Below are 23698 nucleotides of genomic sequence, written 5' to 3' on the forward strand. Positions count from 1 at the left end.
GCAAATGTTTAATGAAATTGGAGACGCAATTATTAAAAATCAGTTAGTAGCTGAAGCTGCTAAAATTGGAACCGGAATCGAAGTAGAACGTGATCGAATTGATGAAAATGGTCATCTAAGTCAGGCACCATATCCAAAAAACATTGGAAATGAGGCTAGTAACCCCTGGATCACCAATGATTTTTTGGAAACGATGTCTGAGGTGGTTACGCCACCTGCTAAGGATGATTTAGATACGCTCCACTATTCGTACGCAATTACATTAGTCCTTAGAAAGGCGCTTGCTAAGGGAGAGTTATTGTGGCCATTGTCAATGCCTCCTGTATTGCCTACTGTAAAGGATGAATCATTATTAGCGAAAGCGAGCCCTAAGAAGCGAAAGTATATCGAGGGTTTGTATCATCGTTATGGAGTTTCTAGACAAACGCCCAGCGGTGTTCACATTAACGTAAGTTTAGCTCCGCAATTGATTGATTTTTTGTTACATCACTTTAGTGACAAGTTTAATAGCAATGTCGATGTTCAAAACTATGTGTATCCAATCGTTGCGCAGGGATTTATTAAATATCGGTGGCTATTGACCTACCTATTTGGGGCTAGCCCAGTTGCTCAAGCTAACTATTTTGAAAATGGTGAGGGGCCTAGTCATCCGATTCGAAGCATTCGGCAAAGTAGTTATGGGTACCCAACTTCTTTTGCGGTTGATTATTCAAGTGTTGAAAAATATGCTGAAAAAATTATGAATGCTGTTAATGATGGTAAGATCATGTCAATTGCTGAATTTTACGGTGCGGTGCGGTTCAAGGGTAGTAAGGACTTGAACGAATTAGTTGAAAAGGGAATTAAATACTTAGAATTAAGAATGTTTGATTTAGATCCCACTACTGACGTTGCTTTGAGAACTACGACGTTGAGGTTTGTTCGACTATTAATGATGTATTTTGTGATGGTCAATCCAGTGAGTGCTGATGCTAACGTTGAAGCCGAATTGAAAAAAGCCCAGTTAATGAACGAGCATGTGGCAACCGAAAATCCTGCTAATAAGTGTGAATATGAAAATGAGGCACGTGAATTTATTGCTAATTTACGCCAATTTGTTAACTACTTGGAATTAGGCCCTGAGTATTTGGAAGTGCTTGATAGTGTGCAAGATAAGATTGATGATCCTAATCATACCCTTAATGGTTACTTAGTTACTAAAATTAAGGACGGATCCTTACTAGATTTTGGAATTCAAAAAGCAAAGCAATACCAAGAAGACGGCCTAGAAGCTGATTATTCCTTCGATGGATTCAAGGGGACTGACGGCAATGTTGATATCCATGAATTAAAACAAGGGTTATTCGATGGAAATTGGCAACCGAAATAAAAAAATCCCACTACTTGATAAAAGTAGTGGGATTTTTAAGCAATTCAGTTTTAGATACCTCTAATTAACATAATTGCTGCTAATGTGAAAATGGAAATAACGGTTGAGAAAAAGAGCGTAGAAACCATTTCTTGTTCAGCAACATGGTATTGATTAGCAAAAGTTGTAATAATTGCAGCACTTGGGATTCCAGTTGTAACTAAAATTTGAGTCATTACTGGTTGATTAGTATTTGTAAGGGTCATTAACAAGAACATGATGATTGGAACAATGATCAACTTTAGAAATACATTTTTAGCAACATTGAACGACATACTTGGCTTGAGTCGTTGTAGAATAATTCCTGATGAGAATAACGCCATACCACTCGTCGTCCCACCAAGAACGGTAAATACCCTAGCCCAGACTGGATCGATAGTAAAGCCTAGTAATACCAAGATAGAAGCAATAATGGGTGCAAAAACAACAGGTTTCTTAAATGCAGCAGCAAAGTGGCTGAGATAGTTAGTATCGCCACTTTTATCCATTGAAATTAAGATGATAGTAACAGGCATTTGAAATAGATTCAAAATAATTCCACCAAATGAGATAATGAGGGCACTTTCCTTTGGAAATACTGCTCCCAAAATGATTGGACCCACATAAACGATTGATGGACCATTAATTGCCAATGCTCTAATCCCAGCAATACTAATTGGTCTTTTAAGTAGATAGTGTGAAATGGCAAATGTGATTATATATCCACCAATCATGGCAACCATTACCCAAAAACCGACTGCAAGGTTATCAATGATTGTAGCACTTTTGATCGAGATGATGCTTCCAAATAAACTGAACGGAAGTGCATAGCCCAATATAAATGAATTGAACTTAGTGGCATCGTTTAAGTCGAATTTTTTTCGATAGGAAGCATAATACCCAACCAATAAGGTTACAATAATAGGACAAAGAGCACTAACTACTTTATTTAACATAATAATTTCCTCCTGTGTTGAACATTAGATTTTTTCAGAATATTAATTAGCTATTCTGGACATGTTCAACATAGGATGCAAGGTCAAAGTTTCCGGCAAATTCTGCAAGGTGAACTAAGTTACGTAAGAAATCATGAGTTGAAGCTTCATAGTGATACTTAACACCTAAATCATAGATGTAACCATTGATGTAATCAACTTCGGTTGGCCGCCCCTTTGAAAAGTCTTGGTACATTGATGGATAGTGAAGGGGATTTCCAACTTCACTAACGTACTTAACCGTTTCCCATTCATCTTCACGAGTCCCTAATAGTTTAATGTTTGCTCTTTCACAAACATCGTATGCTTCGTTAATTAATTGACGGGATAACTTTTCAGCAGTTGGTGATTGAATGAATTCACCCATTGGAATCTTCATCATCGTACAGAGGGTGTTAACAACTGAGTTAAAGATGATCTTTGATAATAAAGTCCCCATAAAGTTAGTGGTTAACGTTGGGTTTAAGTTCGCTTTTTGAAAATCATCCATAATTTGATGGGTAGTATCGTCAGGCTTTTCAGTTTGGTTAGCGAAGTGCATTGAACCCGCACCAGGCTTACCAATAAAATCAACATCCCCAGGCTTGTTAAGAACGGTTCCGATTAGAGCAGTTCCACCGATCACCTTATCTTCGGCGAAGTATTTATCGAACTTTTCGATATGCCCCATTCCGTTCATTCCACTAACGACGTATTGCTTGTCTGTGAAGAAATGAGCACATCTTTCTAACATCTCAGACAAGCCCATCTGCTTAGTAAATACTATGTATGCATCAGGATTGCCCTTATATTCTTCAGGGAAGTAAATATTAACTGGAACTAAATGGCGTCCTTGACCGTCTCTTGAGACATAAACGCCACCTTGTTCCTTAATCTTGTTTACTTCTGGTTCCCAATCATCGACAAAGTCAACTGGAAAACCAGCCTCCTGTAGTAAAACACCGATTCTTAATCCCATGGCTCCAGCGCCTAAAACTGTATATTTCATAAAAGTCACTCCAATCTAATTGATTTTTAATAATTCTATCACTTTCAAATTAAATTGCAACCTTTTTATTAGAATGAACTTTATATATAATAATTAAATAACGGAGGAATTGGTTATGAAATCTAATCAAATTGATTTAGTTAAGCACTTTTTTGGCGATCGGCCGACAGAGGCGATCACTGAAGATTGTCTGGGGCGTAAGTTAATTTATAACGGGCCATTTGGTATGGTTTCCGTATATATTGTTGAAGCTGAGGCGTACCTTGGTGAAAATGATTCTACTGCACACGCTTATCAAGGGCGAAGGACGGCTTCTGTTGAACCGCTATATGGTGAACCTGGAACTGTCTATATTTATTCCATTCACGGACGGTATTTATTTGACGTGGTTACCCAACAAAAGGACGTTCCACAGGGGATTTTGATTCGTGCTGGAGAACCATGTTCTGGAATCGATATTATGAATAAGAATCGAGCTAAACACGGCAAGGACTTAACCAATGGCCCAGGCAAGTTGATGGAAGCATTTGGAATTCAAGATATGAAAATGAACCAGTTATTTGTAAATGATTGTCCCATCAAAATCGATCTAAATGATCGAAAAATGCCGCAAAAGATAGGAACGGGTGCTAGAATTGGAGTTAACCAAAACGGTCCCTCCGCTAAGTTACCGCTTAGGTTTTATGTCGCTGGCAATCCATATGTTTCTGGAATGTTAAAGCGGGATGTTTTACCTAATAACGGTTGGCAAAAAAATAAATAAATTAAGGAGAATTGATCAATGCGATTATTACACACTGCAGATTGGCATATCGGAAGGCGTTTGCATGGATTTGATCTAGAAGCAGAACAGCGCAATGCGTTTGCTCAAATTGAACAAATTGCAAGGGATGAGAAAGTTGACGGCATTATAATTGCTGGTGATTTATACGATCGTAGTTTACCATCAGAACAATCAGTTCAATTGTTGAACCAAATGTTGAAAAAGTTGAACCTAACCGATCAGCTCCCGATTTACGCAATTTCAGGAAATCATGATAGTGCAACACGTTTATCGACGGGTAGTGAATGGTTCAGAGATACTAATCTGTATATCAATACTAAGGTGGCTCAGGCTTTTTCCCCAATCGAGTTTTCAGACGTGCAGTTATTTTTATTACCCTTTTTTGAACCGTTTGAAGTCCGTCAATATTTTAACGATGATTCAATTCAACATGTTGACCAAGCTTTCGCTGCAATTATTGATGAGATGAAAAAAAGTTTTGCACCTAATAAAAAACACGTCTTAGTTTCCCACTTCTTTGCTGCGGGTAGTGCGACCACTGATTCTGAGACTCGGTTAACCGTGGGGGGCTTAGCAGCAGTTCCGACTGCAATGCTTACCGATTTTGATTATGTAGCATTAGGCCATCTTCATGGGAAGGATGCAATTCATGAAGCGCGGATTCAATATAGTGGGTCTCCTGTTAAATTTTCGCTGTCTGAAGCTAATCAACAAAAGGGAATATTTATCGTTGATACAAATGATGTAACCAACCGTCAATTCTTTCCAATTTCACCATTGCATGATGTTAAACAGTTAACTGAATCTTTTGAAACATTAATGGATCCTAATTACTATCAAGATATAAATCGGGATGATTACATTGGGATTAGCATTACTAATCAAAATCAAATTGCAAATATGATGGCGCAGTTACGGAAAATTTACCCCAAAATTATTGAACTAAAACGTCAAAATGGTTATGAGATGGCCTTTAAATATAGCGGTGAAAGTGCTAAACAGATTAGATCCGCCGATCCGTTAGAATTGATGAAGCGATTCTATCGTAAAATAGCTAAGCAGGAATTAACTGAGAATCAGTTGAAGTGGGCCCAAGCGGCCCTTAAGGATGTTCAAAATGGGGGTAAGGATAAATGAAACCATTAACTTTAAGATTAAAAAATTTTGGACCATATGAAGATGAATTGATTGATTTTACCCAACTGAATAAATCATTACTTTTTTTAATCTCGGGACCAACTGGTAGCGGAAAAACGACCATTTTTGATGCAATTACATTTGCACTCTATGGTGCTGGCGCTAGTGATGATCGCTCTGTTGAGCAAATGCGTTCTGATTTTGCTAATCCTAATTTAGAGACTTCTGTTGATTTTAAATTTGAGCATCAAGGAACGGTGTATTTAGTTCATCGCGAACCAAAACAGTTACGAAATAAGAAACGTGGAGACGGACAAAAAGAATACGGAGCGCTAGGGCGCTTAAAAATTTTTGAAAATGGTATTGAAAAAGCCGAGATTACTAAGCTACAACAAATTAACCTCAAATTAAACGACGTATTACAGATTAATCGCCAACAATTCATTCAAATTATTCTATTACCACAAGGAGATTTTAAAAATTTCTTAGATGCTGATAGTGCTGATAAAGAAACCGTCTTACGGCGGATTTTTAAGACGCAATTATATCAAAAATGGGGGGATAATTTAAAAGAACGATTAAAGGTTGAAGCTAATCAGAATAAAGAATGGGAATTAGCGATTGAAAAGGACCTTAGTAGTATTGATTGGCAAACTGCTGATAGTGAATTTCAGGAACTAAGTTTTGGACAAAAAATTGAAATTTTGAAGCAGCAAAGGACATCTGAATTGGGGAAACTTAATGATGATGAAGTTAAAATGCACAATGCGCAGTCGGATTATGATGGTTTAAATCAGAAAATAAATGCTGCCAAAAAAATTAATGAACAGATTGAAGAATTAAATGATTATGAACAACAAAGAGTAGCCCTGTATGCCAAAAAAGCTGCTTTTATTCAAATAGAACAGCAAATTAGTGAATTGGAATGGGCTAAGAATCAACAACCTACCAATCAAAGAATCAAAGAAATGAAAGATCAGATTGATAATTTAAACCTGAAATTGGCTAGCGTAGATCAAGAACTAACAACGAAAAAGCAAGCACGAGCAACGCTTGATTCTGAAAGCCAGGAATTAGCTAATGATTTGCAAGATCAAAAAAGACGAACTGATCAGCTTTCCATTTATAAACAACAAAGGCCACTTTTTGAAAAGCACCAATTGAAACAAAACGAGCTAAAATCAGCTTTGGCAGAAGCAACAAAAATCCAATCAAAGATTGATGAATTATCCGATCAGCAAAAAGATTTAACTCAAAAAAGGCAAGCTAATGCTGAAAAAACAAGTAAATTAAATACATTAAGGGAAGATCAACTCCGAATTGAAAATCGAATTAACCAATTAAAGCCGCTTGTTCCAAGAGTTGCGCAGTTAAATGCCCAAATTAACGATTTAAATCGTTTACAAAATGAACTCGACCATAATCAATCTCAAATTAAAGTTGCGCATACCAATGTTCAAAATTTAAAAGCCCATTACGAAGCATTGAATAATGATTTTATAACTAATCAAATCTTAGTTCTTTCTAGCAAACTAAAGGATGGGGTTCCCTGTCCGGTTTGTGGTAGTATTCAACATCCTCGTCCCGCTGAAGATGTTGAAAATAAAAATATTACTGAAGAGTTAGTGAATATTGCTAATGATGAGTACCATCAAGCTGAGCAGAAATTGACCGAACTTAAATCTAAGGTAAGCGAGCAAAGTGGTCAGGTTGCTAAGCAAAATGATGCTATTGAAAAGATTAAAAATGGAATAATTAGTGAAACTAGTCGGCTGACTACAATCCAGAATACTATCACTGGAACCGAGTTAGATACTGTAATCAATGAACAATTAAGGACAGCCCATCAATCCCTTAATACCAATCTTGAACAGATACAGGAATTAGATCAATTAACTAAATTGGATTCTAAAATGCAAATAGAGCTTTTACAATTAAATGATGAGTATGATGAATTTGTGCAATCTAAAAATCAAAGTGATATGGAAATTCAAACTATTCGAACGCAATTAATTGATATTAATAGTAGTATGCCTAATGAAATTAAGGATTTAGATTCATTGGATGCTAAAGTAAGTGAATTAAAAATTGCCATTGATGATTATCAAAACAAAGTTAATCAGCTTAATCAAAGAAAAACTGATAATCGTGAATCAATCGTTTCATTAGAAACACAATTAAAAAAACTGCAAGATGATGTTGATGGTTTAAAAAAGGATTACCAAAGTAAAAAAGCGTATTTGGATGCGCAAATTTTAAAATATTTTAAGGATAATGATTATGACAAATTCATTCATTTATTAAGCCAGGTAGATGAATTAAGTATGTTACAAGCAAGGGTTACCAAATATCACCGTGACGTTGATTTGGTCGAAAATAACATCGTTACTTATCGAAAGCTAGTGGGGAATCAAAAAACCGTTGATTTGATTCAAGCGAATGCAAAGTTAACCCATTTAAATCAGATTGTAGTTGATTTAAAGAATCAATATCAGCAAAAACGGGATGCCTTTAACTTAAATGACACGCTTTTAAATCAAGTTATTAATAGCTATAACCAAATTGGTAGCCAAGCACAAAAACTAAATGAATTAACCCTTCTTTCCGAAACTGTCAATGGGAAGGGGGATGCTAAGTTAAGCTTAGAACGATATGTATTAAGAGCTCAACTAGTAGAAATTTTATTAGTAGCGAACCAATATCTGGATGAACTAAGCTCGAATCGCTATCGATTAAATTTACATGAAGGAATCGGTGCTAGTCAAAAAGATACGGGCCTTGAAATTGATGTTTTTGATGATAATGTTGGTCAATCACGTGGGGTTAGTACGTTATCCGGGGGCGAAAGTTTTATTGCGTCTTTGAGTCTGGCATTAGCATTAGGAGAAGTCATTCAAAATGAGTCTGGTGGAATTAGTATTGACACCTTATTTATTGACGAAGGATTTGGTTCTTTGGATCGCGAAACATTGCAGACAGCAATGGAAGCACTTGCAAATATTGAATCTTCAGACAGAACGATTGGGATTATTAGCCACGTTGCCACTCTTCAAGAACAAATTCCAGTTCAACTAAGGGTAACACCGCTAGGGCAGGGACGTAGTAAAACTAACGTTGTTATCCCGTAAGGAGATGAATACTATTAAATTACTACTTTTCTTTAGGCAACAATTGCATGGCTATACGTTAGATAACCGAACATTATGGTTATTGACGGGGACGATCTTAATTGCTTCGATTGTTACGATCATCATTATTTTATTAAGGAATCGAAAATAGGCATTAATTTGTAACTACATTGAAACACTATTATTTAATGATTAGGATTAGAATATAATGGGGTGATTATATTAATGAAAACTAAATTGATGTTAACTGTACTTGGAATGTCCATTTTATTAGCAGGATGTTCGAGTGAGAGTAGTGACGGTCAATTTTCTGGCCACTCAAAGGGGATTACAGTTGCAGTTAATCGTTCTAAAAAAGAGGCTAAAAGTCAGTCTGAAAGAAATAATAATATGCTTAGGACTGCTGATTATCAAAAAATTGATTCCGCAACGATTCAAAATGCGTTGAATAAAGATCAAATTGCTAGTGCCAAGGCGCAGATTGCCAATAAAAAATTGATTATCAATGGAGCGGTTAAAACCATTGGTAAGGTTAAGGATAACCAAAAATCAATGGTTATTACTTCTAAAGATCAAACATACCTAGTATATGGAAAACCAGTTGTTTTCAATAAGATTAAGCTAGGTGATCATGTTAAAATTTATGGGAATGGATTAGCTTTAATGAATAGTAAAGCTAGTGAGTTTGGGATTAGCTCTGAAAATATTAATAGCAAGACCCTACTTTTTGATGCTAATCAAATTAATAAATAAGTGATTTTATCTCCACTATTCTATGTATAAAATCCTTAATCCATACTTTGACTTTATGGATTAAGGATTTTTTGGTGAATATTTAATCATATTTTAAATGACTTTGTTCGCATTAACTTTTTTCAACATCAGTGGACCACTGAGAGGTTATTTTTCCTCGTAATTTTTAAATGATAGATACAATTGCATAATTGGGAACTTGATAATCGGAATCCCAACGGTAATTAAAATTATAAACATGCCCTCTAGTAATAATGGCTTATTAGTAAGAAATTTAACATGCACACTCCACAGGGCGATAAAGGCAATCGTTAGGATTAATGTTCCTAATAATTGGGCTTTCCAGAAGATCCAATTAAATTTTTGTATTTGATCAAAGCTATACCAACCGATGATGAGGTGAGAAAAACCAGCAGTTAACCAGATTGCTGAAGCAACAACGCACAGATTGATTATAAACATCCTCATAATCATTCCCCCTTAAATTTACAATTTTTTTACATTTCATTGATTTAATTATAGTATGGATAATTGTATAATTAAATGATTGAGTTAAAAATAATGAAAGGAATCAATAACTTGCGATTAAAAAGTGGTTATCCATACATAATAATACTAATAATTGCATTAGTGATTTTGTACCCGCAAGTGCATTCACATGCTTTTATTTATGGAGTAGATTCTGCGTTTCATATGAATCGATTCTATGATACAGCAATGCAAATAAAAACGGGTCAATATAGTTATTTTCAATCTTTTTTTGGCTTTCAACAATCTGGTCGTGTTGTCAATGCTCTTTATGGTCCCTTATTTGCTTATTTTAATGGATTGCTATTGTTATTAGCAAAGACTTGGTATCGTTACCAAATTTTAAGTTCCTTCCTAGTTTTATTTATTAGCGGTAGTTTGATGTATCGTTTAGCAGTTAAAAATAATATTAAGAACTATGTTGGGATTTTTATTGCGGTAATTTATATGATGTCTGATCCAGTAATGGCGTGGATCGTTGGACAACAATTTACTGGATGGGGAGCAGCTATTTTGCCGCTATCTTTATTAATGGGCACTGAAATGGTTCGTAAAAGGCGAATATCAGTTATTAGATTAGCAATTGCAATGGCACTTTTATTACAGATCCATGTTATGACATCACTGATGGCAGCGTTAGCCTTGATTCCATTTTTCTTTGCAGCTTTGTATTTATCAACACAGCGCCTAAAGTTGATTTATCAGTTATTGTTATCCATTGGTTTAACACTAATATTAACTGCAAATGTTTGGGGTGGAATGTTAGAATTATCAACCTCTAATAATTTGTTACCAGTTGCACCTGGGATTAATGTAAGTGTTACTGCACCACGGATAGCTGGTCAATCACAGGCAGTATTGGCAAGTGCTGCTAGTACAGGGGTTGGTTCTGGTTTAAATACGCTTGGTGTTAGTGCAGCGTTTTTATTTATTTTAATATCGATTGGTTTATACTTAGTGTTTAATTTTAAGCGGGTGCAGGGTTTAGTATGGTTAGTTACGGGAAATGGAATTTTATTTTTGTGGATCGCTTCAGATTACTTTCCGTGGCACCATTTAGCGGATTGGATTCCTTCCGTTGACTATATCCAATTTCCATCACGATTTTTGGTAGTTGCAACGGTCTTATTATTACTAGCGTTTGGGATGTGCTTATCTAATCTGAATCATTCTATTATCGTTAATTGTGGTAAAGTTATTTTTGCAGTTTTTATTCTTATAACTTTCAATCGAAATGTGAACCATGAAATTCAAAACGGAGTGAATACCTATCGGTCCAAGCAAGTGGTATTACCAGATCGTAATTTAACGGTTAGCCCCGATAAGCCTGCTAAACTTAGAGCCATGTTTAATGATGATAATTTATCTGATGCCATTAACGCTTTTAATAAACCCACTCCTGATTACCTACCGTTTTTTGTTAAGATTAGTCCAGATCAGTATTGGGTGTACCATCCATATCACCTTTATAAATCACAAATTTTGACTAATCTATCCGTTCAAGATAAAAAAACTAAACAGAAGATGGCACCCATTAAAAAAACTGTAAACAATAATGCGCTAGATATTTCTTGGACCAATCCACTGGATCATAAGTGGTGGGTTTCCATTCCAGTTATCAAGTATGCTAATACGATAGTAGAAATGAATGGCAAGAAGGTAAGCGTTGATACATCAACGATCGGTAAAATATTTATTGATTCTAAGCCAGGAATTAATCATGCTAAAATTTATTATCAACCAACCACATGGTTCAACATGGCAGTGTTGATGATGGGATTCGGTTGGGTGGTTTTGATTGGTTATCTAATTTTGAATTGGATCAAAAATTATTAAAAAAAAATAAAAATAATTCAAAATTAGATTGATTCTAATCAAAAAATTTTGTAATATATGAAATAAATGAGCCATATTCATTTGAAATGTTACTGACATAGAAAGGTTGGTATTTAATTATGAAGTTAAAGGATTTTAAATCACACATTATTAAAATGATTGGAACCCCTCTCAAATTTAAACGGACCAAGAATAATTTTTTAATTATTTCTACTAATTCTGGAATTATTAACGACAATTCACATACTTTACTTACGATTAACATGAATAAAAAAAATAAATTTACAATTATTGAAAAATTGAGTAATGACATTAGCGAATACATGGCAATTGTTCAATTAGTCGTCATGTTTGCTGATACAGAACCAAGTGATCGAGAAGATGTTACTAAAAATATGAAACTAGTTAATTAGTTCCTAGTGGTTAAATTAAAAGCCAGCCTAACTTAAGGCTGGCTTTTTTAGTTTAAAATAACTGTGATATACTAACTTTCGTTACTTAATTTTAGAAAGCGGGCCTTAATAATGAAAAAAGTCGAATACTGGCGAAGAAATTTAAACGTGTTGTGGTTCGGTAATTTTATTGCTGGTATCGGGTTTAGTTCTATCAGTCCCTTTATTGCACTGTTTATTGGTCAATTGGGGCATTATGGTAATGAACAAGTATCTTTGCTAAGTGGATTGGCTTTTGCAGCCCCATTTATTGTAAAAATGTTTGTGTCTCCGCTGTGGGGAATATTAGCTGATCGGTATGGCAGAAAGCCAATGTTGTTAAGGGCATCATTAGGGATGGCCATTGTGATCGGTTCGATGAGTTTGGTCACTAATGCGTATGAGCTAATTGGTTTAAGGTTGTTACAGGGGGTTTTTGCAGGATTTATTAGTAATGCAATTGCATTAGTTGCCGCAGAAACACCATCTGAGCATATTGGTCAAGCTTCTGGTAAGATATCGACTGGAAATGTATCTGGAACTTTAATTGGACCATTGATTGGTGGTTTGATAGCAACTAGTTTTGGCTATCGATTTACGTTTTTAATTACGGGTCTTGCAATGCTATTAGCATTCTTACTTAGTTTATTTTTGGTGCATGAACATTTTAAACCGATTGCTAAGGGTGCCAATGAGAAAAGTCCTCATTTCTTACAGGGCATTTCAACAGCTAAGGTAATCATTGCGATGTTTTTAACGACCTTATTTGTTCAGGCCACTAATAACTCTATTTCCCCAATTTTAAGCTTGTACGTTAAACAACTACTACCTACTTCCACATCAATAGCCTTATTTGCAGGGGCTATTCAATCAATTAACGGAATTACGATGATCTTAACTGCCCCATTCTTTGGTAGGCTCGGCGATAAAATTGGTGCTAATAAAGTATTGATGTTTGGATTATTCTTTGCCACGGGGGTGTTCTTAGCTACTTCGTTAACCCAAAACATTTGGGAACTAGGCATCTGTCGTCTTTTAGTGGGGGTATCAGATGCCGCATTACTGCCAATGGTTCAAGCAATGTTAGCAAAAAGCAGTCCAAAGGATAGGATCAGTCAGGTATTTAGTTGGAACCAGAGTTTTCAAGCCGCTGGTAACGTGTCTGGACCGATGATTGGTTCTTCAGTAGTATTATTTGGTGGCTATCGAGGTGTTTTTATCGCAACAGCAATCATAGCTAGTGTTAATTTATTAATAGTTCGTAAACTTAGTAATGGTTAAATGGTTATTCAAATTTAATGATAAGTTTTTTACCTTTAATTTACTAAAAATTTACAGTAATTATTGTATAATAATAAATGATTTAATTTAATCCCCTGGGGCGTAGACTTTTTGGTTTACGTCCCCTTTTTGATTGCTAAAGAATTGACATTTAATATAACGAGACTAGAATATTAGCTAATAATTATGCAATATTATGTTTTTTAATCATTATGGATGGAAGGGGTGATGATTGCGTGGAACAAAGAGAGCAACTAGATATTCTTAAACACTTAGTTAACACTAATACCGTTGCTGATAATGAGGCGATGATTGCTAAATATATCAAGGGCATTTTTGATAAGCATGGAATTAAGAACCAATTAGTCGATCAATTTTCTGGGAGAGCGAATTTGGTAGCTGAAATTGGGAATGGCCATGGCCCTAAGTTGGCTTTTGCAGGGCATGAAGATACCGTTCATCAGGGGAACGATAGCGATTGGCAAACGCCACCATTTGACGCAACGGTTAAGGATGGGGTTATATATGGCCGTGGAGTGACTGATATGAAGGGTGGTTTGGCTGCTCAAGTAATTGCAATGGTCATAATTGCAGATTCTAATGTTGAGCTAAATGGTACTTTAAGATTTATGGCAACGATTTCAGAAGAATTGACGCAAGGCGGTGCGCATTTATTAAGTGAAAAGGGGTATGTTGACGATTTAAATGCGATGATAATTGGGGAGCCGACTGGTGTACCAATTAAAGATCTTCACAGCTATTTTAATAGTGGTGGTAATAATACGAACTCTGAAAATCTAAATTTGTTAAGCGGCTCTTCGCATTTTGAACAACACTTTATCGTCGATGCGCATAAGGGAGCATTAATTTATAAAATTGAGAGCTTTGGTAAGGCTGCCCATAGTTCTACTCCTAAGTTAGGAGTTAGTGCAATTGATAATTTATTTGAATATCGTGTTGCTGAACACAAACTATTTGATAGTTTGAAATCGTCAGACGATGATTTAGGATCAACTATATATACTCCAGATATTTTTGTTGGTGGCAAGCAAGTAAATAGTATTCCTGACTATGCTTATCAAGAGGTAATGGTTCGGACGATTCCGCAATTATCTAATGATCAGATTATTAGTAAACTAAGAACGTTAGTTAATTTATTTAACCAACAGTTAAATTTCAAATTAAAGTTAACGGTTGAATTTAGTGGCGATCCTGTCAAAAGCAATTCCAATGCTGAGATCATAAAAATTGCAAGGCAATTTGCGAATAATGATTTAGCGGAGCAGTTATCATTACCCTTAATGCAAATTTCAATGGGGACCGATGGCTCTCAATACAAGAAGCGCAACCCAAATTTGGACCTAATTGTTTTAGGGCCCGGTAATAACACTGCGCACCAAGCAAATGAATGGATGGATCTAGATTCATATTATCGATTCATTAAATTATATTATGATATTGCTGTAGCATACTTAAAGTAGTTTATGATTGGAAGAAAGTAAATAAGATATGAATGAGATGGAAGCTAAACATCACGCTAACTTAATACTTAAGCGATTGCAACCTTGGTTCAAAGGTCTTTTTAATACTAGATATCGTTTAATTTTGGTAAATGATCAATATGATCGTTGCTATAATTTTTATATGGAAATTAGCCGAAATCAAACGCTTACTAGGGTGGTTCCACTTCATGAAATTGATGATTACGACATGAATGCGTTGTTTTTAATTTTAAGATTTTTAAATCAAGAGTGTCACCTGTCGATTGAGTTTCGTAATTTCACAGCTCAAGAGGTAATCATTTTGAAACACTACTTCCACTAGGATATTATTAAACTGATTTGATATAATGGAAATAACTATTTAATGGGGGTGATCTTAATGATTACATTAGCTGGTACAGTTGGTTCTGGTAAAACATCATTAGCGCAGAAGCTAGCAGAACATTTAGATACGGATGCTTTTTTGGAACCCGTTGAAAGTAATCCAATTTTACCAAAGTTTTATGCAAATCCAAAAAAGTATGGTTTTCTTTTACAAATTTATTTTTTGAATAAACGATTGGAAATGATTAAAAAGGCGCAGACTCATCATAACAATGTTTTAGATCGTTCAATTTATGAAGACTCCGTTTTTACAGATGTTAACTATAAATTGGGTAATATTAACTTAACTGAAAAGAACGTTTATGATAGCCTTTTGAACAATATGATGCAAGAAATACCAAATTCCAACCGTAAGAAAAAACCAGACTTATTGGTTTTCATTGATATTGATATTAATCACCAATTAGAGCATATTAAACGGCGGGGCCGTGAGTTTGAACAGGTTAATAATAATCAACATTTATTGGATTACTATCAAAAATTACAGTTAGCATATCAACGTTGGTATGATAGTTATCGTGAAAGTCCTAAAATGAAGATTAATGGTAATCGTTATGATTATGTTAATAATCCTGATGATTTAACTGAAGTACTTAGACAGATTGAATATCACGTTGTTAAATAATTAGTTTTGACTAATTTTATGCATTATAGTAGTATTGATTACGTTATAATAATTTAAAGTATAAATATTAATGGGGTGCCGATTGTTGGCTGAGATTATACCCATGAACCTGATCCAGGTAATGCTGGCGATAGGGATTAATCATAATTCAACCATAATAATCTCTATCTATTTAGATAGGGATTTTTTATTTTGGGACACTGTTATTTATTTATACACAGGAGGATGAAGAATGGGTCAACAAAATCGAATTCAAAAGGTAACGATTTTGGCAATTATGATTGCATTGGATTTTGTGCTATCACCGATTTTCAGAATTGAAGGGATGGCACCAATGTCTAGTGTCTTAAACGTTACTGCTGCAGTAATGATGGGGCCAGTTTATGCAACGGTTATGGCAGTCGTGTGTGCATTGATGAGAATGTTATTTTTAGGAATCCCACCATTAGCATTTACTGGGGCTGTCTTTGGAGCATTCTTAGCTGGAATATTATACTTATATAAGCGTAATACCTGGATGGCAATTATTGGGGAAGTAATTGGCACTGGGTTAATTGGCTCACTAGCATCATATCCAGTAATGGTTTGGTATACCGGTACACATAGTCAATTGTTTTGGTTTGTATTTACACCTCGCTTTTTTGGTGGGGCAATTTCAGGATCAATCATTGCATACTTGATTCTCCTTAAGTTAGTAAAAACAAATCAATTTAAAAGGATTCAACGGTTATTCTTCAAAAATTAATTGCATTAAAAATTAAAAGCGTAGCTATGTCATTCATAGCTACGCTTTTTTGATGCTATTTAATTTGGTGTCTACCATTAATTGACAATTGGAATATTGACATTGGTATGGTTATTACCATTTTGAAATTCATCATTGTTAATTGAATAGAGCACCTTGTTATTACTTGCATTTCCGTTGATAACAACCTTGGAGTTTGATGTAGCTCCGTCAATTGTATCTAATTTAATCGTGTTATTATTGCCCCCCATAATTAACTCACGGGTGGCCTCAGATTCTTGTTCTGAAGTGAGGTGATTTCCTTGAAGGACATTATTATTTCCTGAGATGTAAACATCTCCGATTTTTTTATCAAAGCCCTTTGGATTGTCCTTATCACCACGAATATAAATCGAGTTATTAGATAGGGTGTTATAGTTCCCAGTAATATAGATTGCCCGACTATAGTATGATTGAATGTTATTGTTTGAAATCATAACATGATCACCGTTATTAACTTCAACATTGGTGAATCCATCTGGATAAATGTTGTTATTGGAGATATTTGCAGCATATGGATTGTCTAATTTAACAGAAATACCACCAGGTTGAGCACCGATAAAGTTATTAACAATTTTAGCTTGCTGTGACGCTCCTAGCAATTGGACACCATTGGTCAACTCTGAAATCCAGTTATCTCTGATATCTGGAGTATCGGCACCATTTAAGGTAATTCCGTAGGTAGCGTTTTTCATTGCTATATCATGAATTTTTAACCCATCAGAATCTTGTGGACCGCTTATTAGCGTTTGAATGCTGTTAGGATTATTACTACCGATCATATTGAGATGGTCAATTTCGATTCCGCTGATTCGAGGTGACTTGTTAGCAACCCCAATTTGAATCCCCGTCGTGTTACCATCAGCGATGATTAATCGACTACCACCCCCTGTAACCAACGTACCGTTTTGAGAATCAACATTAGAACGTAATCCCGCATTGATTCCTTTGATGCGAACATGGTTACTATCAATAACTACTGGTGTTTTAAGATAAAAGTCACCATTTGGAATTAAAATGGTTCCACCAGAAGATGGCATCTGGGAAATAATCTTGTTAATGATTGCTCCAGAATCAGTATTGGTATCGCCGCTTTTAACGCCGTAATCAGTTAATTTGTAGTAAACATCAGATAGGGCATCTTTACCATTTTGACCAGGATCACCCTTTGGGCCTTGAGCACCAGTGTCACCCTTTGCCCCATTTGCTCCAGTATCTCCCTTTACTCCTGGAGTACTCGTCCCAGCAGCACCGATGTCCCCCTTAGGGCCTTGTAGACCAGTTGCACCGATGTCTCCCTTAGGGCCTTGTAGACCAGTTGCACCGATGTCCCCCTTAGGGCCTTGTAGACCAGCAGTACCAGTGTCACCCTTAGGCCCCTGTAGTCCAGTAGCCCCGGTATCACCCTTAGGACCTTGTAGTCCAGCAGCCCCAGTATCACCCTTAGGCCCCTGTTGACCAGTCGCACCAGTGTTACCCTTAGCGCCTTGTTTACCTGTATCTCCCTTAGGTCCCTTCAAAAGTTTGATATTGGGGTGGTTATGTCGGGCTTTTTTTACCTTCTTTTGCTTATGATTTTTTTAACAGCTTTTTTAGCTGATTTTTTAGGTTCTTTCTTACTGTTTTTATGGGTTGCAGCATTAACGGAATCACCGTTACTATTTAAAGTGCCTCCAAACATTAAGAATGCAGTGGTTGTTGCTAACAATGTAATTATTTTTTTGACATTATTATTCAATCGCTGTGTTCCTCCATTTTTCATAATTAGTATGTATTGATCAATACATACTAATTATACTATTATTATAATTTAAAAGATATAATTATCTTTAATATTATTTAAACAATTGCTAACACTGTAGTACAATTTTGGATCAATTTATTAAATAAACAATACTTAATTTAAACTATTATATTAATAATAATTAGCCGTTCTTTTACCAAAAATTTACATAATTGGTTCTAAAATTAATTTTTGCGCATTTATTTTTACAAAAAAAACACATTTGTTTTACAACTTATCTAAATTAGAATGTTATTCTTGAAATCGTTAAGAAAAGTTAATGAATTTAACAATTCCATAAGGATAGGTGAGAATATTGTCAATTCAACTAAAGCATCTTGAAAAGAAATACGAAGGATCAGATACACCAGTTTTAGAAAATGTTTCTGCGCACATCGAAGATAATGAATTTTTTGCAATCGTTGGACCATCAGGTTGTGGGAAAAGTACATTACTTAGAATGATTGCGGGAATTATTCCCATCACTTCAGGAAGCCTGTATTTAAACGGTGAGGTCGCAAACGACTTAGAACCAAAGGATCGGAAATTATCAATGGTATTTCAAAGCTATGCTTTATACCCATTTTTATCTGTTTTTGATAACGTTGCGTTTGGCCTAAAGGCTCGTAAGCAACCAAAAGAAGAAATTAAAAAACGGGTTGAAAAAGCATTATCATTAGTCAACCTTAATGACTACAAGGATCGTAAGCCAAAGGATCTATCAGGTGGTCAAAGACAACGGGTAGCATTAGCACGTGCAATTGCCAATGAATCTAAAATTTGTTTGATGGATGAACCACTATCAAACCTTGATGCCCAATTAAGAGCTAAGATGAGAATTGAATTGAAAGAACTACAACGGAAATTAGGTTTAACTGTGATTTACGTTACCCATGATCAAGTGGAAGCAATGACGATGGCTGATCATGTAATGGTTCTTAACAACCACCATGTTCAACAAATCGATACACCACTAGGTGTGTACCAACAACCAGCAAATGAATTCGTTGCTTCATTCTTTGGAACGCCACAAATTAACTTAATTAGTGCTACTTATGAAAAGGGTTCCCTTAAGATGGATGAAGACTTCATTTTGGATACTGATGATTCATTAATCGAAGGCCACAAGTACAAGGTTGGAATCAGACCTAACCAAGTTAATATCAAAATTGATGTTAACAATGGAAACGCACAAGTAGTCAATGTATCACAACTTGGTGATCGGACCATGGTCGAAGCATTATTGGGGAACCAACAAGAAATTAGAATCGTTTTAAACGGTCAAGTTGATATTCGCCCACAACAATTTATTCAAATCGAAGGTGCAAATGGATACTTCGTTTTCGATGCTGATGATCGCAGCTTAGTGAGCGTTAAGAAGGGAGTTTTATTAAATGCTTAAGTCGTTTGAAGGAAATAATTTTAATAATGATGATGAAGTTAATAATTCTAAGACTTCCGAAACTTCAACTACTAAAAAAGCATTAAAAAAGCACAGTGATGCTTTATATGCCATCTTATTCTTGGGGCCTTCGATCTTATTGCTAGGGGTATTTGTTTTTTATCCAATGCTCAAGACCTTATATATGAGTTTGTTCTTGACTAATAACTTTGGGCAAACGACCATCTTTGTGGGGTTGAATAATTACATCTCACTGCTGAAATCAGCATCGTTCATTTCTAGTTTATTATCAACGTTTGTTTACGTGATTGCAGTCATGATTTTGACCATTGTTTTTGGTTTAGCATTAGCAGTTTTTGCAAATCAAAAGCTTCGTGGGATTCAGTTCTTTAGAACGATTTTCTCATCAACGATGGGGGTTTCAGTTTCCGTTGCAGCGATCTTCTTCCTATTTGTTTTCAACCCCACAAGTGGATTGTTAAATCAATTTGCAGGATTGGTACATTTACCACAACTAAATTGGATGACAGATCCTAATCTAGCAATGATTACCGTTATTGTCTCGACCGTTTGGATGAACCTTGGATTTACGTTCTTAGTTTTATTTGGAGCTTTACAAGCCGTTCCTCAGTCACTTTATGATGCAGCAGATATCGAAGGGGCATCTAAGCCATACCAATTATTTAAAATTACCATTCCAATGATTTCACCATCACTCTTTTTCGTCGGGATCGTTACGTTGATCGGGGCTTTCAAGAGTTTTGGGTTGATTGATTTAATGACGGCCGGGGGACCTAATAACGCCACTAACCTTTTGGTTTATAGAATCTATCAAGATGCATTCTTAAATGGTAACTATAGCCAAGCAAGTACTGAATCAATCGTATTGACCATTATCATTGCGGTTATGACCATTATTCAATTTAAAGTCTTAGAAAAGCGGGTGAACTACTAATGGATGTTGCAAATAATAGTCAAACAGACAGTAAACGCAAATTTAAGATTAGTAATGTTTTTCAATATTTACTTTTGATTATTTTAGCTTTGATCGTGATTGGGCCATTTCTATTAGGCCTTTGGACTAGTTTTCTACCTACTGATAGTATTACAAAGGGGTCATTAGCTGGTAAATTAACTTTTGATAACTACGCTACTGCGATTAATACAACTCCAGTGCTTAGATACCTATTAAATAGTTTTGTTGTTTCAGTAATTAGAACAATTGGCGAAGTCTTCTTCTGTTCACTAGCTGCATACGCATTTGTGTTTCTTAAATTCAAAGGTCGGAACTTCCTTTTCTTTGTTTTCTTAGCAACCATGATGCTACCATTTGAAGCTGAAGTAATTCCCAATTTCATGACTGTTAAGTCAATGAACCTATTGAACACTTACTCAGTAATGATCATTCCATTTTTGACATCAGCATTTGGGACCTTTATGTTAAGACAAGCATTCCTCCAAATGCCTAAGGATTTAAAGGAAGAATCAGATATTGAAGGCTTATCACACCTTCAATACTACTGGCACGTTGTATTACCATACTCTAAGATTTCATTATTAACCCTGGCAGCTTATAGCTTCTTATCGAGTTGGAATGAATATCTATGGCCAATGTTAACCACTTTTAGTGATAAATACAGAACCGTTCAAGCTGGTTTGAGACAAATGCAATCCACTGAAACATTTAATAACTGGGGAATGATCATGGCTAGTGCCGTTATCGTAGTTATTCCTACACTTATTATCCTATTCGCTGGTCAACATTTCTTTAAGTCTGGCTTAAACGATGGATCTGTAAAATAAGGAGGATTAACATGAAAAAGCGGTTATGGATCATAGGAGTTATTGGAGTTATTTTACTAGCCATCTTCGGAGTAATGGCTAGTTCCAATTCAAGTGCAGATGAGTCTGCTCAATCTGGAAATAGAACCAAGATTATTTTCTGGCACGAAATGACTGGAGCTGGTGCAGCTCAAATTCAACAATTTGCCGATAATTTTAACAAAAAGCAAACCAAGTATGAAGTTATCCCTGAGTATGAAGGAAGTTATAACCAAGCGATTCAAAAGGTATTACAAACTCACGGTACGAATGCTTCACCTGCAATCTTCCAATCAATGGACGTTTCAACTGGTCAAATGAGAAATGCAAACATCACGACGCCAGTTCAAAAGTTTATTGATCAAGATAAGTATGATATGAGCAAGATTATGCCCGCTGCACGTGCTTTTTACAGTAAGGGTGGCGAACAATTATCAATGCCATTCAATACTTCACAACCAACGTTATTCTATAATAAGGCAGTTTTTCGTAAGTATGGGGTAAAAGACTTACCAGTTGATCCTTCTTACGATGATATTGAAAAAGCGGCTAAAGAACTTACTGAAAAATCTAAGGGGGCCGTTAAAGGGGCAACCGTAGATGCTTATGGTTGGTACTTTGAAGAATTCATGGCTAATAGTGGTCAATCCCTTGCCAATGAAGAAGATGGTCATACTGGTTTCCCAACCAAGGTAAACTTTACGAACCAAGCAACCGTTAATGCAATGAACTGGCTTCAAAGTATGAATAAAAACGGTTCATTCATTAGCTTTGGCTCAGGAAGTACCTCAGCTTCAAACGAAATTGCTTCATTCCTTTCAGGAAAGCTTGGCATTATGCTACAATCTTCTGCATCAATGGGTCAATTACAATCTGCTTCCAAACCTGGTGACTTAGGTGTAACATACTACCCAAGACCAAATGGCCAAAAGGCGAATGGGGTTGCAATTGGTGGTGCTTCGATTTGGATTTCAAATGATAAGGATTCTACTACCCAACAGGGAGCATGGGAATTCATTAAATATCTAATGGAACCTGAAAATCAAGCTGACTGGCAAAAAGCAACTGGTTACATTGCCCTTAACAAGGATTCACAAAATGAACCAGTGTTGAAGGAACTTTACAAGCAACGTCCTGAATCACAAGTTCCAAGCAACCAACTTGCCAGAACTAAGCCTAACGCTACTAACTCAGGAATTTTAATGGAAGGGTTAGTTCAAATGCGGACCATTACGCAAAACGCAATGCAACAAATTTATGCTGGCCGAAATGTTAATGATGCATTGAAAGATGCTGAAAACCAATTTAATTCATATTTAGCACAGCATAATAAGGCTAACGGCTACACTAATAAATAGTAAAGAGGGAATTTAGATGAAAACAATGGTTTTTGCCCATCGTGGAATTCCAGTTCAAGAACCTGAAAACTCATTAAGTGGCTTTAAGTACTGTTTAGAAAACGGTGCCGCTGGGTTAGAGTTTGATATCCATTTAACTAAGGATAATGTTCCAGTCATCATGCATGATGAAAAAATTGATCGAACAACTGACGGTAGTGGATTGATCAATTCATATACCTATGAAGAATTAAGTCAATTTAAGCTTGCAAATGGTGAAAAGGTGCCAACCTTAGATGAATTTATTGAATTAGTTGAAAATAAGGATATCTGGTTGAATCTAGAGTTTAAAACCAATAAGATTCATTACCTGGGGATTGAAAAGATTGTTTTACAAAAGATGAATGCAGCGAAGCTTAAGCACCACGTCATCTATTCGTCCTTTAATATTGATAGTCTTCGTATTGCTAGAATGTTAGACGAAGACCAAGACTATAACTTTTTATTTGAAAAGAAGTTGAGTGATCCGCAACTTACCATGAAAAAGGAACATTTGAATGGTTTGCACCCCGGTTATTACATTCCAGGGCTTGAGGAACATGAAAGAATTTGGACGATTGATGATGCCGCTGAACAAGCTAAATTGTTTAAAGCAGGAGTGGCTGGTATCTTTACTAATGATTTTATTAGTGCTGAAGCATTAAAAAAGCAGCTCTTAACTGATTCAGTTCAATAATAGTTTGATTAATAACGATTCCTATTAATTTGGGATCGTTATTTTTTATGATAAAATAATTGCCAATAAATAGATT

General features: G+C 35.6%; 22 protein-coding genes and 1 riboswitch. Of the genes, 17 read left to right on the plus strand and 5 right to left on the minus strand.

Features of this window, described 5'->3' with window-relative positions; all coding sequences use genetic code 11:
• The first annotated feature begins 4 nt into the window (after positions 1-4).
• The gene (locus tag ACSYTJ_RS08275) at positions 5-1369 is read left to right on the plus strand and encodes a glutamate--cysteine ligase (RefSeq protein WP_491720338.1); all 1365 of its coding nucleotides are present in this window, start codon (positions 5-7) and stop codon (positions 1367-1369) included.
• 50 nt (positions 1370-1419) lie between these two features.
• Here ACSYTJ_RS08275 and ACSYTJ_RS08280 read toward each other — a convergent pair whose 3' ends face one another.
• On the minus strand, positions 1420-2343 hold the full coding sequence (locus ACSYTJ_RS08280) for an AEC family transporter (RefSeq protein WP_491717481.1): 924 nt from the start codon (positions 2341-2343) through the stop codon (positions 1420-1422).
• Between the two features lie 46 nt (positions 2344-2389).
• Positions 2390-3370, minus strand: a complete 981-nt coding sequence (locus ACSYTJ_RS08285) for a ketopantoate reductase family protein (protein ID WP_491717480.1) — start codon at positions 3368-3370, stop codon at positions 2390-2392.
• A 115-nt stretch (positions 3371-3485) separates the two neighbouring features.
• Here ACSYTJ_RS08285 and ACSYTJ_RS08290 point away from each other — a divergent pair, with 115 nt between their 5' ends.
• The 5 genes from ACSYTJ_RS08290 to ACSYTJ_RS08310 all read left to right on the plus strand — a co-directional run bounded on the left by ACSYTJ_RS08290 (position 3486) and on the right by ACSYTJ_RS08310 (position 9172).
• Complete coding sequence (locus ACSYTJ_RS08290) at positions 3486-4133, plus strand: DNA-3-methyladenine glycosylase (RefSeq protein ID WP_491720339.1); 648 nt, start codon at positions 3486-3488, stop codon at positions 4131-4133.
• An 18-nt stretch (positions 4134-4151) separates the two neighbouring features.
• Entirely contained in the window at positions 4152-5291 is a 1140-nt protein-coding gene (locus ACSYTJ_RS08295; RefSeq protein ID WP_491720340.1) for an exonuclease SbcCD subunit D, read from the plus strand.
• Complete coding sequence (locus ACSYTJ_RS08300; protein ID WP_491720341.1) at positions 5288-8419, plus strand: AAA family ATPase; 3132 nt, start codon at positions 5288-5290, stop codon at positions 8417-8419. Before ACSYTJ_RS08295 ends, ACSYTJ_RS08300 begins: the two co-directional genes overlap by 4 nt.
• 4 nt (positions 8420-8423) lie before the next feature.
• Positions 8424-8570 (plus strand): hypothetical protein, encoded by a 147-nt coding sequence (locus tag ACSYTJ_RS08305; RefSeq protein WP_491720342.1) that lies wholly within the window; start codon positions 8424-8426, stop codon positions 8568-8570.
• 74 nt (positions 8571-8644) lie between these two features.
• Positions 8645-9172: a hypothetical protein gene (locus ACSYTJ_RS08310; RefSeq protein ID WP_491720343.1), complete on the plus strand. Its 528-nt coding sequence runs from the start codon at positions 8645-8647 to the stop codon at positions 9170-9172.
• 147 nt (positions 9173-9319) lie between these two features.
• Here the strand turns inward: ACSYTJ_RS08310 and ACSYTJ_RS08315 are convergent, their stop codons facing one another.
• Positions 9320-9640 (minus strand): hypothetical protein, encoded by a 321-nt coding sequence (locus ACSYTJ_RS08315; protein WP_491717474.1) that lies wholly within the window; start codon positions 9638-9640, stop codon positions 9320-9322.
• Positions 9641-9889: 249 nt separating this feature from the next.
• Between ACSYTJ_RS08315 and ACSYTJ_RS08320 the strand changes: the two genes are divergently transcribed.
• The 6 genes from ACSYTJ_RS08320 to thiW all read left to right on the plus strand — a co-directional run bounded on the left by ACSYTJ_RS08320 (position 9890) and on the right by thiW (position 16504).
• Positions 9890-11536 (plus strand): hypothetical protein, encoded by a 1647-nt coding sequence (locus ACSYTJ_RS08320; protein ID WP_491720344.1) that lies wholly within the window; start codon positions 9890-9892, stop codon positions 11534-11536.
• A gap of 119 nt (positions 11537-11655) precedes the next feature.
• On the plus strand, positions 11656-11949 hold the full coding sequence (locus ACSYTJ_RS08325; RefSeq protein ID WP_491717472.1) for a hypothetical protein: 294 nt from the start codon (positions 11656-11658) through the stop codon (positions 11947-11949).
• Between the two features lie 111 nt (positions 11950-12060).
• A complete protein-coding gene (locus ACSYTJ_RS08330) occupies positions 12061-13248 on the plus strand; it encodes an MFS transporter (protein ID WP_491717471.1) in 1188 nt (395 codons plus the stop codon).
• A gap of 236 nt (positions 13249-13484) precedes the next feature.
• On the plus strand, positions 13485-14729 hold the full coding sequence (locus tag ACSYTJ_RS08335) for a M20/M25/M40 family metallo-hydrolase (protein ID WP_491720345.1): 1245 nt from the start codon (positions 13485-13487) through the stop codon (positions 14727-14729).
• Between the two features lie 400 nt (positions 14730-15129).
• Positions 15130-15759, plus strand: coding sequence for a deoxynucleoside kinase (locus ACSYTJ_RS08340; protein WP_491717468.1), 630 nt, complete (start codon positions 15130-15132; stop codon positions 15757-15759).
• A gap of 61 nt (positions 15760-15820) precedes the next feature.
• Positions 15821-15913: riboswitch (TPP riboswitch) on the plus strand.
• A gap of 78 nt (positions 15914-15991) precedes the next feature.
• Positions 15992-16504: an energy coupling factor transporter S component ThiW gene (thiW, locus tag ACSYTJ_RS08345; RefSeq protein ID WP_491717467.1), complete on the plus strand. Its 513-nt coding sequence runs from the start codon at positions 15992-15994 to the stop codon at positions 16502-16504.
• 77 nt (positions 16505-16581) lie between these two features.
• On the opposite strand, the gene ACSYTJ_RS08350 is transcribed toward thiW, so the two are convergent.
• Positions 16582-18063: a NosD domain-containing protein gene (locus ACSYTJ_RS08350; RefSeq protein WP_491720346.1), complete on the minus strand. Its 1482-nt coding sequence runs from the start codon at positions 18061-18063 to the stop codon at positions 16582-16584.
• 35 nt (positions 18064-18098) lie between these two features.
• On the minus strand, positions 18099-18281 hold the full coding sequence (locus ACSYTJ_RS08355; RefSeq protein ID WP_491720347.1) for a hypothetical protein: 183 nt from the start codon (positions 18279-18281) through the stop codon (positions 18099-18101).
• Positions 18282-18642: 361 nt separating this feature from the next.
• Between ACSYTJ_RS08355 and ACSYTJ_RS08360 the strand changes: the two genes are divergently transcribed.
• From ACSYTJ_RS08360 to ACSYTJ_RS08380, 5 genes are read left to right on the plus strand one after another with little or no spacing between them, the layout of a single operon-like run.
• Complete coding sequence (locus tag ACSYTJ_RS08360) at positions 18643-19728, plus strand: ABC transporter ATP-binding protein (RefSeq protein WP_491717465.1); 1086 nt, start codon at positions 18643-18645, stop codon at positions 19726-19728.
• Positions 19721-20683: a carbohydrate ABC transporter permease gene (locus tag ACSYTJ_RS08365; protein WP_491717464.1), complete on the plus strand. Its 963-nt coding sequence runs from the start codon at positions 19721-19723 to the stop codon at positions 20681-20683. The genes ACSYTJ_RS08360 and ACSYTJ_RS08365 overlap by 8 nt, the downstream gene beginning before the upstream one ends.
• Positions 20683-21531 carry a carbohydrate ABC transporter permease gene (locus tag ACSYTJ_RS08370; protein ID WP_491717463.1) on the plus strand — a complete coding sequence of 283 codons (849 nt, stop codon included), beginning with the start codon at positions 20683-20685 and terminating at the stop codon, positions 21529-21531. Before ACSYTJ_RS08365 ends, ACSYTJ_RS08370 begins: the two co-directional genes overlap by 1 nt.
• Positions 21532-21542: 11 nt before the next feature.
• Entirely contained in the window at positions 21543-22907 is a 1365-nt protein-coding gene (locus ACSYTJ_RS08375) for an ABC transporter substrate-binding protein (RefSeq protein ID WP_491717462.1), read from the plus strand.
• 16 nt (positions 22908-22923) lie between these two features.
• Positions 22924-23622: a glycerophosphodiester phosphodiesterase family protein gene (locus tag ACSYTJ_RS08380; protein WP_491720348.1), complete on the plus strand. Its 699-nt coding sequence runs from the start codon at positions 22924-22926 to the stop codon at positions 23620-23622.
• Positions 23623-23698: the final 76 nt, after the last annotated feature.

It is taken from the genome of Nicoliella sp. ESL1113 (assembly GCF_058509245.1).